Below are 14,514 nucleotides of genomic sequence, written 5' to 3' on the forward strand. Positions count from 1 at the left end.
GTGACCTCGGTGGCATTCGCGTTCCCCGTGCGGCTGCCGGCGCCGCATCCGGTGAGGGCGAGTGCACCCACGGCCGCCGCGGCGACAAGGGCGAAAGCGCGCTTCTGAGTGGATGACATGGGCACACCGTATACGTATGCATAGCGGTAAGGGAAGACTTACCAGCCAGCACGGTCGGTAACGATCGCGTTTCGTGAATACGTATAAGTGTTACGGCCGGCGCAGATCAGTCGGCCGCGCGCTCAGGGGCGTCTTCCGACACGTCCTCGGCGGCGATGCGGTGGTGGCGGATGACCTCGGCGACGACGAACCCGAACCACTTCTGCGCGAACTCGGGGTCGAGGTCGGCTTCCTCCGCGAGCCGGCGCAGGCGTGCGATCTGGCGCTCCTCGCGACCGGGGTCGGATGCCGGCATGCCGTGCTCGGCCTTGAGCTCACCGACCTGCTTGGTGCAACGGAATCGCTCCGCGAGCATGAAGACGAGCGCGGCGTCGATGTTGTCGATGCTCGCGCGCAGGCGCTGGAGTTGTGTCGTGGCGTCGGTCATGGCGGCTCCTCCCCCGCCGACCCTATCGGCTGACAGGGTGCCGCGTTCTCCCCCTCGGCCACCGCCGGCCGCGGCCTAGAGTGTGACCATGACGAAGCCCCGCCCGAGCACCTCCGCGACCGCGGTCCCCTCCGCTCCGGCAGCCGAGGTCCCGTCGCGCGACCGACCGGTGTGGGGCGCCCTCTCGCGTCCGTTCGCCGCCGGCTTCTTCCTCGCGCTCGGGGCCCTCGCGGCGATCGTCCTCGGGCTCGCGATCTCGAGCCTGTCGACGGTGCTGATCTATGTCGCGATCGCCCTCTTCGTGGCCCTCGCGCTCGACCCTGTCGTGAGGTTCCTCATGCGACGGGGCATCAGCCGCGCGTGGGGCATCGTGATCACCTTCGTCGCCCTCGCGGTCATCATCGTCGGCATCCTGTGGATCGTCCTGCCCCCCGTCGTGCGGCAGATCGAGCAGTTCGTGGGCGACGTCCCGACCATCGTGAACGACGTGCTTCGCAGCGACACCGTGCAGTGGGCGGAGGACACGTTCGGCGACAGCCTCAGCGACATCCTCAACGAGGTGCAGAGCTTCGTCACGAACCCGTCGAACATCGCCGCGATCGGCGGCGGTCTGCTGCAGATCGGCGTCGACGTGGTCACGGCCATCTCCGGGTCGATCATCGTGCTGGTGCTGAGCCTCTACTTCCTCGCGTCGCTCCCCCGCATGAAGAACGCGCTCGTCCGCCTCTCGCCGGCGCGCTCGCGCGCGACGGTCGCCGACATGACCCGACAGATCACCGAGTCGATCGGCGGCTACCTGTCGGGGATGGTCGTGCTCGCCCTCATGAACGCGGTCTTCGCCTTCATCGTGCTGACGCTCATCGGCGTGCCCTTCGCCGCGCTGCTCGCGGTGCTGGCCTTCGCCATCACCCTCATCCCGCTCGTGGGAACCGTGATCTTCTGGGTCGGCGCCTCGGTGATCACGCTCCTGACCAACCCGACGGCCCCGTTGCCCGCGATCATCTTCGCGGGCGTCTACCTCATCTACATGCAGGTCGAGGCATACCTGCTGACCCCGCGTGTGATGAACCGCACGGTGTCGGTGCCGGGCTCGCTCGTGGTGATCGGCGCGCTCGTCGGCGGAACCCTGCTCGGGCTGCTCGGCGCGCTGGTCGCCATCCCCGTGACCGCCTCGATCCTGCTGATCGTCAACCAGATCGTCATCCCCCGACAGGACGCCAAGAAGCACCGCACCTGAGTCGGGTCGGGTCCGCGCAGATCAGGTGATCGGCAGCAGGCACGTCGGGCTCGGAACCGCGACGCGGTGCCGCACCTTTCCCGGCACGCCGGTGCGGGGGTCGCGGGTCATGGACACGAGGTCGTTCGAGTGCTGACCGGCCACGACCAGGGTGTCGCGCACGACGATGTGGTGGCGCGGCCACGAGACCCCCGCGTCGACGAGGGCGAGCTGCTCGAGCCGGTCACCGGCGCCGCCGACACGCAGCACGCCGAGGGTGTCGCTGCCGCGGACGCCGGCGTAGACCGTCTCGCCGTCGGGGGTCATCGCGATCTCGGCGGCGGTGTCGTCGTCGAGCGAACCGACGAGGCCCGTCGCCGACAGCATGCGCCACCGGCCGGCGCGGTCGGCTCCGAGCACGAACACCTCACGGGAGAGCTCGGTGAGCACGTAGAGATGGCCGCTCGGATGCCAGAGCGTGTGGCGCGGGCCGCTTCCGAGCGGCAGGGCGACCTCCTGCACCGCTCGCAGACCGTGCGGGGTGTCCCGCCAGAACCGCACGAGATCGAGGCCCATGTCCGTCGTGACGATGAGGCCGCCGGGCAGGTGTCGCGCCTGATGCGAGCGCGATGGGCGGGGGGTGCCGGCATCCTGATCGGGACCGGGATGCTGCGGCGCAGGCTCCGCCGATCCCGGGACGAGGTGCGCGAACTCGGGACCGGCGGCCTCGCGCAGCGCCCGCGCGGCGGCGGCGAGGTCGATGTCGCCCTCACCGGCCCCGGACGGGGCGTCGGGACCGTACGGGTCGACCGCGGCGGGGGCGATGACCGGGTGGGACGGCGCGCCGGCGGCATCCAGCGTCATCCGCACCAGTCGACCGTCGCTCCAACAGCTCGCGACGAGAGACCCGCCGTCGGGCGCCACGGCGATGTGGCACACGGCCTCGCCCGCCGCGACCGCACGCCCGAGCGGCACCCACGTATCGGGGCCGGTGCGCCGGTAGGCCTGCACCTCACCTCGGAACTCGAGCGCCGCGTACACGACGTCCGATCGCGGGTGCCGGGCCAGCCACGAGGGCGACGACGCGGTCGCCACCTCGGGGCGCGACGAGAGCTGCCCGTCGGCGGTCGCGCCGTCGGAGTCGCCGGCGTGCACCAAGCCGATGCCGGATGCCTCCCCCGCCATATCGGCGGTGTAGCCGCCCAGCAGCAGGCGCATGTCAGTCGACGAGGTCGTGGCGCACGATCACCGCGTCGCGGGCGGGACCCACACCGATGACCGAGATGCGCGTGCCGCTCATCTTCTCGAGTGCGAGCACGTAGTCCCGAGCCTCGACCGGCAGCTCCTCGAAGGTGCGGGCGGTCGAGATGTCCTGCTTCCAGCCGGGGAAGTACTCCAGGATCGGCGTGGCGTGGTGGAAGTCGGACTGGTTGACCGGCACCTCGTCGAACCGCTCGCCGTCGACGTCGTAGGCGACGCAGACCGGGATGCGGTCGAGCCCGGTGAGGATGTCGAGCTTGGTCAGCACGAGGTCGGTGATGCCGTTGATGCGTGTCGCATACCGCGTGATGGGGGCGTCGTACCAGCCGACACGGCGCGGACGACCGGTGGTGGTCCCGAACTCGAAGCCGCGCGAACGGAGGAAGTCGCCGTTCTCGTCGAAGAGCTCGGTGGGGAAGGGGCCCGAGCCGACGCGCGTCGTGTAGGCCTTGACGATGCCGACGATGCGATCGAGGCGGTTCGGTCCGACGCCCGCGCCCGTCGCGGCACCGCCCGCGGTCGCCGACGACGACGTCACGAACGGGTAGGTGCCGTGGTCGACGTCGAGCATCGTGGCCTGACCGCCCTCGAAGACGACGACGTCGCCGGCGTCGAGCGCGTTGCTCAGCAGCAGACCGGTGTCGCACACCATGGGGCGCAGTCGGTCGGCGTACGACAGCAGGTCCTCGACGATCTCGTCCGCGGTGATCGCGCGGCGGTTGAAGACCTTCACGAGCAGGTGGTTCTTCTGGTCGAGGGCGCCCTCGACCTTCTGCCGCAGGATGTTCTCGTCGAAGAGATCCTGGACGCGGATGCCGACGCGATTGATCTTGTCGGCGTATGCGGGGCCGATGCCACGACCGGTGGTGCCGATCTGACGCTTGCCGAGGAAGCGCTCGGTCACCTTGTCGAGGGTGCGGTGATACTGGGTGATCAGGTGCGCGTTGGCGCTGACCCTGAGACGCGAGATGTCGAGCCCGCGCGCCGACAGCGCCTCGAGCTCGGCGAAGAGCACCTCGAGGTCGACGACGACGCCGTTGCCGATGACGGCGTTGACGCCCGGCGACAGGATGCCGCTGGGCAGCAGGTGCAGGGCGTACTTCTCGTCACCGATGACGACGGTGTGCCCGGCGTTGTTGCCGCCGTTGAACTTGACGACCCAGTCGGTGCGATCGCCCAACAGGTCGGTGGCCTTGCCCTTGCCCTCGTCGCCCCACTGGACGCCGACGATGACGATTCCCGGCATGCGGATCTCCCTTTCTGTCGAGGAGGGATTGCACCCCATCCTATCGACACGGAGTCACCGGCCCGAGGCGCGGACTCCTCGACTGTGTCGGCGTGTGAACGCATCCGGGCCGCGGGCGGGGCGCGTCTGACTAGCGTGATGCCGTGACCGGTCGACTGCGCAAACTCGGATTCCTCCACATCGTGCCGTTCCGCCGGGGCGACCCGGCGACGGGGCTCGAGGAGGCGCTGGAGCTCTTCTCGTACGGCGAGGAGCTCGGTCTCGACGGCGGCTGGATCCGCACGCGGCACCTGCAGTACGGCGTGCCGTCGTCGGCGGTGTTCCTCGCCGCGGCCGCGCAGCGCACGCGGCGCATCGACCTCGGCGTCGCGGTGATCCCGACCGTCTACGAGTCGCCGCTGCGGCTGGCCGAAGACCTCGCGACGGCCGACCTGCTGTCGGGCGGCCGTCTGCAGCCGGGCCTGAGCGTCGGAGCGCCGCGGCTGCCCGACGACGTCGCCGACCGCGTGCTGGGCGAGCGCTGGCGGGACGAGGACGTCAGCTACGGCCGCATCGAGCGGATCCTCGGGTTCATCCGCGGCGATGCCGTCGATCGGGAGCGCGAGATCGGGCTCGGCGGGGTCACCGAGCTCTCCTCAGACCGCGTCGAGCCGCACAGCCCTGGTCTCGCGTCGCGCCTCTGGTACGGCGGCGGGTCGTTGCGCTCGGCGCAGTGGGCCGGTTCGGCAGGACTCAACCTGCTCGTCAGCAACATCTCGACCGCGGAGGACTCGGAGCTCTTCTCCGAGGTGCAGCGGCAGCAGATCGACCTCTTCCGGTCACGGCACCCGCTCGGCGACGCCGCGACGGTCGGCAAGGGCCACGTCATCCTGCCCACCGACAACGCGACCGCCGAGCAGCGCGAGCGCTTCGCCGCCTACGTCGAGACGCGCACGCCTCGCACGCTCGCGCCGCAGGGACCGGGCCGCACCCTCATCGCCCGCGACATCATCGGCTCGACCGCCGAGATCGTCGACGCCATCGCCGGCGACGCGGCGTTCACGGCGGTCGACGAGCTTCTGCTCGAACTGCCGTTCTCCTTCAGCGCCGAGGATCAGCGTCACATCGTGCGCGAGCTCGCGACGAGCATCGGCCCCGCGCTCGGATGGACCCCGAAGGTCTGAGCAGACAGGATGAGGCATGAGACCTCTCCGATACTCGATCAACGTGACCCTCGACGGCTGCTGCCACCATGAGTCGGGGCTGCCGCCCGATGAGGAGTCGATGGACTTCTGGACGAGGCAGATGGCCGGTGTCGACGCGCTGCTGCTGGGCCGCGTGACCTACGAGATGATGGAGGCCGCTTGGCGACGGCCGGCCTCGGGCGAGTGGCCCGAGTGGATGGACGACGCCGAGATCAGGTTCGCGGAAGCGATCGACGGCGCGCAGAAGTACGTCGTGTCCTCGACGCTCCGCGATCCCGACTGGAACGCCGAGCTGATCTCGGGCGACCCGGAAGCGGCCGTTCGCGCGCTGAAGGCCGAGCCGGGCGCCGGGCTGTGGGTCGGCGGCGTGGCGCTGCCGACCCAGCTCGCGGAGCTCGGCCTGATCGACGAGTACGAGTTTCTCGTGCATCCCGTGGTCGCCGGCCGCGGTCCGACGCTGCTCGCGGGCGTGCAGCGGCAGCTCGAGCTCGAATCGGTGCACCGGACGGCGTTCCGATCCGGCGCCGTGGCGACGCGCTACCGACCCCGCAGCCGGTGACCTGAAGACGCGTCGCGAACTCCTGTTACGACAGGTGTCGCCGGATGACGGGCGGCCTTGGCGGCGCTCGAAGCGGGGCCGACAGTGGGGTCATGTCTCACCGCATCCATCTCGCCGTCGCCCTCGAGCGGGCCGGCTGGCACCCCGCTGCGTGGCGTGCGTCCGGCCTCTCGCCGCGCGCGTTCACGACACCGCGCCACTGGGCCGACCAGGTGCGCCTTCTCGATCGGGCAGGCGTCACCCTCGCGACCATCGAAGACGCCCTCGCCCTGACCGACCGCTACGAGGACGCCGCCGATCCCGACCCTCGGCGTCTGCACGGTCGCGTCGACGCGGTCCTGCTCGCCTCGGCGCTCGCGCCGCGCACTCAGCGAATCGGTCTCGTCCCGACCGTGACGACGACCCACACCGAGCCGTTCCACGTGGCCACCGGCATCCAGACCCTCGACTTCGCGAGCCGTGGTCGCGCCGGCGTGCGCCTCGTCGTCGGCGGGTCGGCCGCAGAGCGCGCGAACTTCGGGCGCCGGGACGAGCTCGATATCGAGACGGGGTTCCGCGAGGCGGGCGAGGTCGCCGACGCGCTCGGGCGCCTCTGGGACTCGTGGGAGGACGACGCCATCATCCGGGACGTCGCGACGGGACGCTTCGTCGACGCCGACCGCATCCACAACATCGACGTCGCGGGCGAGTTCTTCTCGATCACCGGCGCCTCGATCGTGCCCCGCTCACCCCAGGGCCGCCCGATCATCTCCGTGCTCGCGCACCAGACGGTGCCGTTCCGCCTCGCCGCCGAGCACGCCGACGTCGTCTTCATCACACCGCATGATGCCGCCGCGGCCACCGGCATCCTCGCCGAGCTCGACGGAGCCGCCGCGGGGCTGCGCCGCTCGCCCGAGCCCCTGCGCGTTTTCGCCGACGTGATCGTCCTCATCGAGGAGACCTCGGCCGCCGCGCACGACGCGCTCGCGCGGCTCGACGAGCTGGCGGGGGCCGAGTTCCGCTCGGACGCGCGGGTGATCGCGGGCACGGCCGTGGAGGTCGCCGAGCACCTCCGTGGGCTCGCCGAGACCGGCGTCGACGGCGTGCGGCTGCGTCCCGCCCGACAGCCCGACGACGTCGTCGCGATCGCCGAGCGGCTCGCCCCGCTGCTGCGCGCGACGCGGGTGCTGCGCGACGACGACGCGGCCACCCTGCGCGGCCGGCTCGGCCTGGCGCGACCCGACAGCCGCTACACCTCCACCCAGACACGAGAGAAGGTCGCCCGGTGAGCCGTTCGCCCCGACAGATCCACCTGGCCGCGCACTTCCCCGGCGTCAACAGCACGACGGTGTGGACCGACCCCGCGTCGGGCAGCCAGATCGACTTCGCCGCCTTCGAGTACTTCGCCCGCACCGCCGAACGCGGCCTCTTCGACTACGTCTTCCTCGCCGAGGGCCTGCGGTTGCGCGAGCACAAGGGTCGGGTGCACGAGCTCGACGTCCTCGGCCGACCGAACACCCTCGCCGTCCTGGCCGCTCTCACCGCCGTCACCGACCACGTCGGTCTCGTCGGCACCCTGAGCACGACGTTCAACGAGCCGTACGAGCTCGCCCGTCAGCTCGCCTCGCTCGACCACCTGTCGGGCGGCCGGGCCGGATGGAACGCCGTGACGAGTTCGGACGCCTTCCACGGCGCGAACTTCCGCCGCGGCGGGTTCCTCGCCCACGCCGACCGCTACGAGCGCGCGAAGGAGTTCGCGGCGCTGTCGAAGAAGCTGTGGGACTCGTGGGACGAGGGCGAGGCGCTGCCCCGCCGCATCCGTCACTCCGGACCCCAGTTCGACGTCGACGCCCGCTTCGATGTCCCACGGTCGCCGCAGGGACGCCCCGTGATCGTGCAGGCCGGCGATTCCGCCGACGGACGCGACTTCGGGGCCGAGCACGCCGAGGTCATCTTCTCGCTGCACCAGGACTTCGACGCGGCGCGCGTGTTCTACGACGACGTCAAGGGGCGTCTCGCCGCCTGGGGTCGCGAGGAGGACTCGCTGAAGATCCTGCCGGGGGCGACCTTCGTGATCGGCGACACCGCTGCCGAGGCGCACGAGCGATCGCGCGAGATCGCGCTGCAGCAGGTGCGGCCGGAGCAGGCGCTGACCTACCTCGAGCAGGTGTGGGGCCGCGACCTCAGCGGCTACGACCCCGACGGCCCCCTCCCCGACGTCGAGCCCGACACCGGCGCGGAGACCGCGCGTGGCTGGGCGAACCGGCACGCGGCGGTACAGGCGCGCATCGCATCGCTGCGGGAGCTGTCCGAGGCCGAGGGCCTGAGCGTGCGCGAGCTCGTCATCCGACTGACGGCGAAGCACACCTTCGTCGGCACCCCGGAGTTCATCGCGGGTGAGATCGACCGCTACGTCCAGGAGCGCGCGACCGACGGCTTCACGGTCGTCGGTCACCTGACACCGCACGGTCTCGACGAGTTCGCCACGCGCGTCGTGCCGCTGCTCCAGGAGCGCGGTTCGTACCGGGACTCGTACGACGAGGGCGCGACGCTCCGCGACCTGCTGGGGCTGCCGGCCGCTGTCCCGGCCGGCGCTGCCGTCGCGCAGTGAGCCCGATGGGCGGCGCGGGCGCGGCGAACGTCCGGCGGCTCGTCATCGTCGGAGCCGGACCGCGCGCGATCATGCTCCTCGAGCGGATCGTCGCGCGGTCCGGCGAGGCGGTCGGCACGTCGGACGCCCGCGCAGTGGGCGCACCGCGCCTGCACGTCGAGCTCATCGACCCGCATCCGCCGGGCGCCGGGCGCATCTGGCGACGAGCTCAGTCGCCGCTGCTGAAGCTCAACTCGATGGCGCGCGACGTGACGGTCTTCACCGACGACAGCTGCACGATCGACGGTCCGATCCGTCCGGGCCCGTCGCTCATCGAGTGGGCCGAGCTCTGGCGCAGCGGCGAGCTGGCCGCGACCGGTCGAGGCATCGAGATCGACGACGAGGTGGCCGCGGCCGAGGCGCGGGGACTGCGCGGCGACAGCTTCCCCACCCGCCGCCTGCACAGCTATTACCTGGAGTGGTTCTACCGCCGCACGGTCGCCGAGGCGCCTTCCGGCGTCACGGTGCGCTGGCGCGCCGACACGGTCGCGCGCGTGAGCCCGGAGAACCGCGTGACCCTGGCGAGCGGCCTCGAGCTCGATGCCGACGGCATCGTCTACGCACTGGGCCACACCGGTCGCGAACCGGATGCCGCCACCGCGGCGCTCATCGACGCGGCGCGCAGCGAGCGGCTGCAATACGTGCCTCCCGCCTTCACGGCCGACGCCGACCTCTCGCAGCTCGGCGCAGGCGACGACGTCATCGTGCGCGGCATGGGGCTGGCCGCGGTCGACCTCGTCGTGCTGCTGACGCAGGGCCGCGGCGGACGCTTCGTCGACGACGACGACGGTGTGCTGCGCTACGTCGCCTCCGGGCGCGAGCCCCGCCTGCACCTCGGGTCGCGCCGAGGCGTCCCCTACCGTTCGAAGGTGTCTTCGGCGATACAGGGCGACGCGCCCCAGCGCGAGGTGCTGACGGCCGCGGCGATCGCCGAGCTGGTGGCCCGCCCGGGTCTCATCGACTTCGAGGCCGACGTGTGGCCGCTCATCGCGGGCGAGCTGCTTCACGGCCACTACCGCGAGCTGTTCACGGGCCACCCCGACCGCGTCGTGGGCGACTGGCCGACGTTCCGCACCGTGCTGCAGTCGCACGCGTGGGACGATCCGGCGCTTCTCGAGGCGATCGCGGCGACGGTGCCCGACCCGCTGGACCGGTTCGACGTCGCCTCGCTCGACCGCCCGCTGGCCGCTGCGGCCTTCGCCGACCGCGACGACGCGCACGAGCGGGTGCGCGCCCACATCGTCACCGACCTGCACCTGCGAACGACGCCGGAGCGCAGCGCCGCCCAGGGCGTCTTCCTCGCGGCGCTGCTGTCGTACCTCGCCCTCGCCGACGTCCCCGCCGAACGATGGAACGAGCGATCTCGCGCGGTGTCGCTCCCGGTGCGGTGGCACACCTTCTTCAGCTACGTCGCGAGCGGCCCGCCCGCGCACCGCCTGGAGGAATTCCTCGCGCTCGCGGATGCCGGCGTCCTCCGCTTCCTCGGGCCCGACATCGACGTCCGCGTCGACCCCGGGCGCGGTTTCGTCGCGTCGAGCCCGCGCGTCCCCGGCGAGACGGTCGCCCGCAGCCTCGTCGACGCGTGGCTACCGGGGTCCGGCGCGGCCCACAGCGACAATCCCGTGCTGCGTGCCCTCGCCCGGCGACAGGGCTCCGCGGCACGCGTGCTGACCGACGCGGACGGCCGCGTGGTGACGGCGGAGGGCGTGCCGACGGCATCCGTCTTCGCGCTCGGCCCGTTCACGTCGCTGCCCGAGAGCGGCGCCTTCACCCGCCCGGGGTCGAACGCCCTGTCGATCCGCCAGACGGATCGCACGGCCGGCGCCATCGTCGCCGCTGTCCTCGACGCGGCCGTGCCGTTGGTTAGGGTAACCTAACGTCCGACCGGGTCGCCGGTCAGACAACCGCCTTCAGCCAGGATCTCCATGCACACTGCTCTCTCCCGTCCCGGGGGCCGCGTCGCCGCGGTCGTCACTGCCCTCCTCGTCACCGGCGCGAGCCTCGTCGCCTGCTCCGCCCCCGCGGCCCAGAACGCGAGTACGGCCCCCGCCGCGGACGGGGCCGATGCTGCCGGCTTCCCCGTCACCGTCACGTCCGCGCTGGGCGACGCGGTGATCCCCGAGAAGCCCGAGCGCATCGCGACATGGGGCTGGTCGGCGCAGGACGCGGTGCTCGCTCTCGGCGTCGTGCCGGTCGCCATGCCTGCCTTCGCCTACGGCGGCGTCGACGGCGTGCTCCCGTGGGATGCCGATGCGATCGAGGACCTCGGCGGCGAGACGCCGACCCTCCTCACCGGTGGTGACACCGGCGAGCCGAACATCGAGGAGTTCGTGGAGGCCCGACCCGACGTCATCCTCGCGCCCTACTCGGGGCTGACGCAGGAGCAGTACGACGCGCTCAGCAAGGTTGCGCCCGTCGTGGCCTACCCCGACCAGCGCTGGGCGACCTCATGGGAGGACCAGACCGCCATCGTCGGCCAGGCGCTGGGTTTGACGGATGAGGCAGCCGACCTGGTCGCTCAAGTCGACTCCGACATCGCCGACCTCGCCGCGCAGTATCCGGCGCTCGCAGATACGTCGTTCGCCTATGGAGCGAACAATCAGCCCGAGATCTTCAACGTCTTCCGCGACGACGACCCGCGCGTGCAGCTGCTCACCCAGCTGGGCATGACGGTCGCCCCCTCGGTCGAAGCGCTCGCTCCCGACGACGACAGCTACTTCTACCAGCTCGGCTTCGAGAACCTGAACACCCTCGAGTCCGACGTGCTCGTGGCCTACTTCGGCACACAGGCAGACGTCGACGCCTTCGTCGCCGATCCGCTCGTGGCCGCCATGCCGCAGGTGAAGGAGGACCGCTTCGCCCCGATCGTCGGCGAGTCGTTCGTCATGGCCTCGAGCGCGCCCACGGTGCTGTCGATCCCGTGGATGCTGGACCAGTACGTTCCGCAGCTCGCCGCCGTCGCCGAGCGTGTCGGCTGACACGCTCGCGCTTCCTCGGGGCAGGGGCCGCTCGCCGCGGTCGCTGCCCCGTCGGCGCGTCTGGGCGGGGACCGCGATCGCGCTCGCGCTCGGGGGCGTCGTCGTCGCGAGCCTCGCGATCGGCACGTCCGAGATCCCTCTCGGCACCGTCTGGCACGCGCTCACGGCCTACGATCCCACTGATCCGGAGCACATCGCGATCGTCGAGAAGCGTCTGCCACGGACGATCGTCGGGATCGTCGTCGGCGCCGCGCTCGGGCTGTCGGGCACCATCGCCCAAGGCGTGACCCGCAACCCGCTCGCCGACCCCGGCATCCTCGGCGTCAACCAGGGCGCGGCCCTCGCGGTCGTCGCAGCCATCACGGTCTTCGGCGCGACCGGGCCGAGCTCGTATCTCTGGTTCGCGATCGGGGGCGCGGCGGTCGCCGCCGCCATCGTCTGGGTGCTGTCGTCGCGAGGTCGCGACGGGGCCACCCCCGGCAAGCTGGCGCTCGCGGGAGCGGCCGTGTCGGCGGCGCTGTTCTCGCTCGTGTCGGCGGTGCTCATCGTCAGCCGGGAGGCGCTCGACGCCATGCGCTTCTGGCAGGTCGGCGCCCTGGCCGGGCGCGGTCTCGACGTGCTCGTTCCGGTGCTGCCGGTCCTGATCGTCGCGGCCGCCGTCGCGCTGGCGTCGGGTCGGACGCTGAACCTCTTCGCCCTCGGCGATGAGACCGCCGCGGCCCTCGGCCTGCGGGTGAACCGCGCTCGCCTGCTTCTGGCGATCGCGCTGGTCGTGCTCGCAGCCGGCGCCACGGCGGTCGCGGGTCCCATCGCCTTCGTCGGACTGATCGTGCCGCATGCCGTGCGCAGCATCGCGGGCCCGGACTATCGGTGGATCCTGCTCTTCGCAGCACCGACCGCCGCCGTCCTCCTCGTCGCGGCGGATGTCGTCGCCCGGATCGTCGCGCGACCGGGAGAGCTGCAGGTCGGCATCGTGGTCGCGGCGGTCGGGGCACCGTTCTTCATCGCGCTCGTGCGGCGGGGTCGGATGGCGGGGCTGTGACGCCCGCGACGGGCACGATGCCCGCGGCTCTGACTCGACCGCTCCGTCGGGCGTCTGCTCGCCGGGTCGCGATCGTCTCAGCCAGCGCCGCCGTCGCCGTCACCGTCCTGTTCGCCGTGGCCCTGCTGCTGGGACCGGCGGCGCTCTCGCCCGCAGAGGTCGTCGAGGCGCTCACGGGCCGCGCCCAGCCGGTCGTCTCGCTCGTCGTCTGGGAGCTCCGGATGCCGCGCGCCCTCGCTGCCGTCGTCGTCGGCGCCTGCCTCGGCGCCGCGGGGGCCGTCTTCCAATCGGTCCTGCGCAACCCGCTCGCGAGCCCCGACGTGCTGGGGGTCACGGCGTCGGCCGGTACCGTCGGCGTGGCCGCCGTGCTCGGCCTCGGTCTCAGCGGCATCGCACTGACCGGTCTCGTCGCGGGCGGGTCGATCGTCGCCGCGGCGCTCATCGGCGTCCTGGCCTGGAACCGCGGGCTGCACGGCATGAGGCTCATCCTCGTCGGCGTCGGGTTCTCCGCCTTCGCCACGGCGCTGACGGGAACCGTGCTGACCCGCGCGGAGATCCGCGACGTGAGCGTCGCGTACACCTGGCTCGTCGGCAGCCTGGGCGGCTCGTCGTGGAGCGTCGTGGGCACGAGCGGGGTCGTCGCGGTCATCGCGTTCGCCCTGCTCGCTCTGCAGGTGCGGGGGCTGCGCGGGCTCGAACTGGACGACGCGACGGCCGCGGCCCTGGGCGTGCGGGTGCAGCGGGTCCGCGTCGGTGTGCTGCTCACCGCCGTCGTTCTCGCCGCGATCGCCGTCGGGGCGAGCGGACCGATCGGGTTCGTCGCCCTGATGGCGCCGCAGATCGCGCGACGCCTCGTGGGGCCGGGGTCGATCTCATTGGTCGCCTCGGCGGCCACCGGCGCCGCCCTCGTCAGCGCGGCCGACCTCGTCGCGCTGTACGCCGTTCCCGGCATCCCCTTTCCCGTCGGGGTCGTGACGGGAGCGATCGGCGCTCCCTACCTCGCCTGGCTGCTGACGCGTTCCGACCCCGCCCGCCCGGGAGGCACCCGATGACCACCGCCGACCACCGACTCAGCGCCGAGGCGATCACGCTCGGCTACGACGGAGCGACCGTCGTGGACGGCCTGTCGCTCGCCGTGCCGCCCGGGCGGATCACCGTGATCGTCGGGGCGAACGCGTGCGGAAAGTCGACGCTGCTACGGGCTCTCGCCCGGCTGCTCACGCCCACCACGGGCGCGGTCCTGCTGGACGGCGCCGACATCCGGTCGCGGCCGACCGCGGAGGTGGCGCGCGTGCTGGGGCTGCTGCCGCAGTCGCCGGTCGCGCCGGAACAGATCCTGGTGGCCGACCTCATCGCCCGCGGACGGTACCCGCACCAGGGCTGGCTGCGGCGACGCGCATCCGAGGACGACGCGATCGTCGACGCTGCGATGCGCACGGCGGGCGTCGCCGAGCTCGCCGACCGCTCCGTCGACACCCTCTCGGGCGGTCAGCGGCAGCGCGTCTGGATCGCGATGGCCCTCGCCCAGCAGACCGACGTCATGCTGCTCGACGAACCGACGACCTACCTCGACATCAGCCACCAGATCGACGTGCTGGACCTGCTCGTCGATCTCAACCACCAGCGCGGCACCACGATCGTGATGGTGCTTCACGAGCTGTCGCTCGCGTGCCGTTACGCCGACCATCTCGTCGCAATGTCGGGCGGGCGCATCGTCGCGGAGGGTGCTCCCGCCGATGTCGTGACGGCGGACCTCGTGCGCGAGGTCTTCGGCATCGACGCGATCGTCATCCCCGACCCCGCTTCCGGGGCGCCGCTCGTGTCTCCCCTCGGTCGCCACCACCGCGCCTGAC

13 protein-coding genes are annotated in these 14,514 nt (G+C 71.9%); 10 read left to right on the forward strand and 3 right to left on the reverse strand.

Features of this window, described 5'->3' with window-relative positions; all coding sequences use genetic code 11:
* Positions 1–226: 226 nt before the first annotated feature.
* Entirely contained in the window at positions 227–547 is a 321-nt protein-coding gene (locus HW566_RS08680; protein WP_178012110.1) for a chorismate mutase, read from the reverse strand.
* 88 nt (positions 548–635) lie between these two features.
* Between HW566_RS08680 and HW566_RS08685 the strand changes: the two genes are divergently transcribed.
* Positions 636–1,784, forward strand: a complete 1,149-nt coding sequence (locus tag HW566_RS08685; RefSeq protein ID WP_178012111.1) for an AI-2E family transporter — start codon at positions 636–638, stop codon at positions 1,782–1,784.
* A gap of 21 nt (positions 1,785–1,805) precedes the next feature.
* Here HW566_RS08685 and HW566_RS08690 read toward each other — a convergent pair whose 3' ends face one another.
* Both HW566_RS08690 and HW566_RS08695 read right to left on the reverse strand, forming a co-directional pair.
* Positions 1,806–2,981, reverse strand: a complete 1,176-nt coding sequence (locus tag HW566_RS08690) for a lactonase family protein (protein WP_178012113.1) — start codon at positions 2,979–2,981, stop codon at positions 1,806–1,808.
* A 1-nt stretch (position 2,982) separates the two neighbouring features.
* Positions 2,983–4,269 (reverse strand): adenylosuccinate synthase, encoded by a 1,287-nt coding sequence (locus HW566_RS08695; RefSeq protein ID WP_178012115.1) that lies wholly within the window; start codon positions 4,267–4,269, stop codon positions 2,983–2,985.
* Positions 4,270–4,412: 143 nt separating this feature from the next.
* On the opposite strand from HW566_RS08695, the gene HW566_RS08700 reads away from it, so the two are divergent.
* The 9 genes from HW566_RS08700 (at position 4,413) to HW566_RS16085 (ending at position 14,513) form a co-directional block, all read left to right on the forward strand.
* Positions 4,413–5,432 (forward strand): LLM class flavin-dependent oxidoreductase, encoded by a 1,020-nt coding sequence (locus HW566_RS08700; RefSeq protein ID WP_178012117.1) that lies wholly within the window; start codon positions 4,413–4,415, stop codon positions 5,430–5,432.
* A 16-nt stretch (positions 5,433–5,448) separates the two neighbouring features.
* Complete coding sequence (locus HW566_RS08705; RefSeq protein WP_178012119.1) at positions 5,449–6,012, forward strand: dihydrofolate reductase family protein; 564 nt, start codon at positions 5,449–5,451, stop codon at positions 6,010–6,012.
* A 92-nt stretch (positions 6,013–6,104) separates the two neighbouring features.
* The gene (locus tag HW566_RS08710; protein ID WP_178012121.1) at positions 6,105–7,280 is read left to right on the forward strand and encodes an LLM class flavin-dependent oxidoreductase; all 1,176 of its coding nucleotides are present in this window, start codon (positions 6,105–6,107) and stop codon (positions 7,278–7,280) included.
* Positions 7,277–8,602, forward strand: coding sequence for an NtaA/DmoA family FMN-dependent monooxygenase (locus HW566_RS08715; RefSeq protein ID WP_178012123.1), 1,326 nt, complete (start codon positions 7,277–7,279; stop codon positions 8,600–8,602). The genes HW566_RS08710 and HW566_RS08715 overlap by 4 nt, the downstream gene beginning before the upstream one ends.
* Positions 8,603–8,607: 5 nt before the next feature.
* On the forward strand, positions 8,608–10,518 hold the full coding sequence (locus HW566_RS08720) for an FAD/NAD(P)-binding protein (protein WP_178014820.1): 1,911 nt from the start codon (positions 8,608–8,610) through the stop codon (positions 10,516–10,518).
* 48 nt (positions 10,519–10,566) lie between these two features.
* On the forward strand, positions 10,567–11,619 hold the full coding sequence (locus HW566_RS08725; RefSeq protein WP_178012125.1) for an iron-siderophore ABC transporter substrate-binding protein: 1,053 nt from the start codon (positions 10,567–10,569) through the stop codon (positions 11,617–11,619).
* Positions 11,609–12,661 carry a FecCD family ABC transporter permease gene (locus tag HW566_RS08730; protein ID WP_256728641.1) on the forward strand — a complete coding sequence of 351 codons (1,053 nt, stop codon included), beginning with the start codon at positions 11,609–11,611 and terminating at the stop codon, positions 12,659–12,661. The genes HW566_RS08725 and HW566_RS08730 overlap by 11 nt, the downstream gene beginning before the upstream one ends.
* On the forward strand, positions 12,658–13,713 hold the full coding sequence (locus tag HW566_RS16080; protein WP_256728642.1) for a FecCD family ABC transporter permease: 1,056 nt from the start codon (positions 12,658–12,660) through the stop codon (positions 13,711–13,713). The genes HW566_RS08730 and HW566_RS16080 overlap by 4 nt, the downstream gene beginning before the upstream one ends.
* On the forward strand, positions 13,710–14,513 hold the full coding sequence (locus HW566_RS16085; RefSeq protein WP_256728643.1) for an ABC transporter ATP-binding protein: 804 nt from the start codon (positions 13,710–13,712) through the stop codon (positions 14,511–14,513). The genes HW566_RS16080 and HW566_RS16085 overlap by 4 nt, the downstream gene beginning before the upstream one ends.
* Position 14,514 lies beyond the last annotated feature (1 nt).

The organism is Microbacterium oleivorans, assembly GCF_013389665.1.
GTDB classification, from domain to species: domain Bacteria; phylum Actinomycetota; class Actinomycetes; order Actinomycetales; family Microbacteriaceae; genus Microbacterium; species Microbacterium oleivorans_C.

What these genes read in the sequence shown, in the direction of transcription:
- HW566_RS08680 (WP_178012110.1), bottom strand. Translation starts at nt 547, where the DNA reads ATGACCGACGCCACGACACAACTCCAGCGCCTGCGCGCGAGCATCGAC.
- HW566_RS08685 (WP_178012111.1), top strand. Translation starts at nt 636, where the DNA reads ATGACGAAGCCCCGCCCGAGCACCTCCGCGACCGCGGTCCCCTCCGCT.
- HW566_RS08690 (WP_178012113.1), bottom strand. Translation starts at nt 2,981, where the DNA reads ATGCGCCTGCTGCTGGGCGGCTACACCGCCGATATGGCGGGGGAGGCA.
- HW566_RS08695 (WP_178012115.1), bottom strand. Translation starts at nt 4,269, where the DNA reads ATGCCGGGAATCGTCATCGTCGGCGTCCAGTGGGGCGACGAGGGCAAG.
- HW566_RS08705 (WP_178012119.1), top strand. Translation starts at nt 5,449, where the DNA reads ATGAGACCTCTCCGATACTCGATCAACGTGACCCTCGACGGCTGCTGC.
- HW566_RS08710 (WP_178012121.1), top strand. Translation starts at nt 6,105, where the DNA reads ATGTCTCACCGCATCCATCTCGCCGTCGCCCTCGAGCGGGCCGGCTGG.
- HW566_RS08720 (WP_178014820.1), top strand. Translation starts at nt 8,608, where the DNA reads ATGGGCGGCGCGGGCGCGGCGAACGTCCGGCGGCTCGTCATCGTCGGA.
- HW566_RS08725 (WP_178012125.1), top strand. Translation starts at nt 10,567, where the DNA reads ATGCACACTGCTCTCTCCCGTCCCGGGGGCCGCGTCGCCGCGGTCGTC.
- HW566_RS16085 (WP_256728643.1), top strand. Translation starts at nt 13,710, where the DNA reads ATGACCACCGCCGACCACCGACTCAGCGCCGAGGCGATCACGCTCGGC.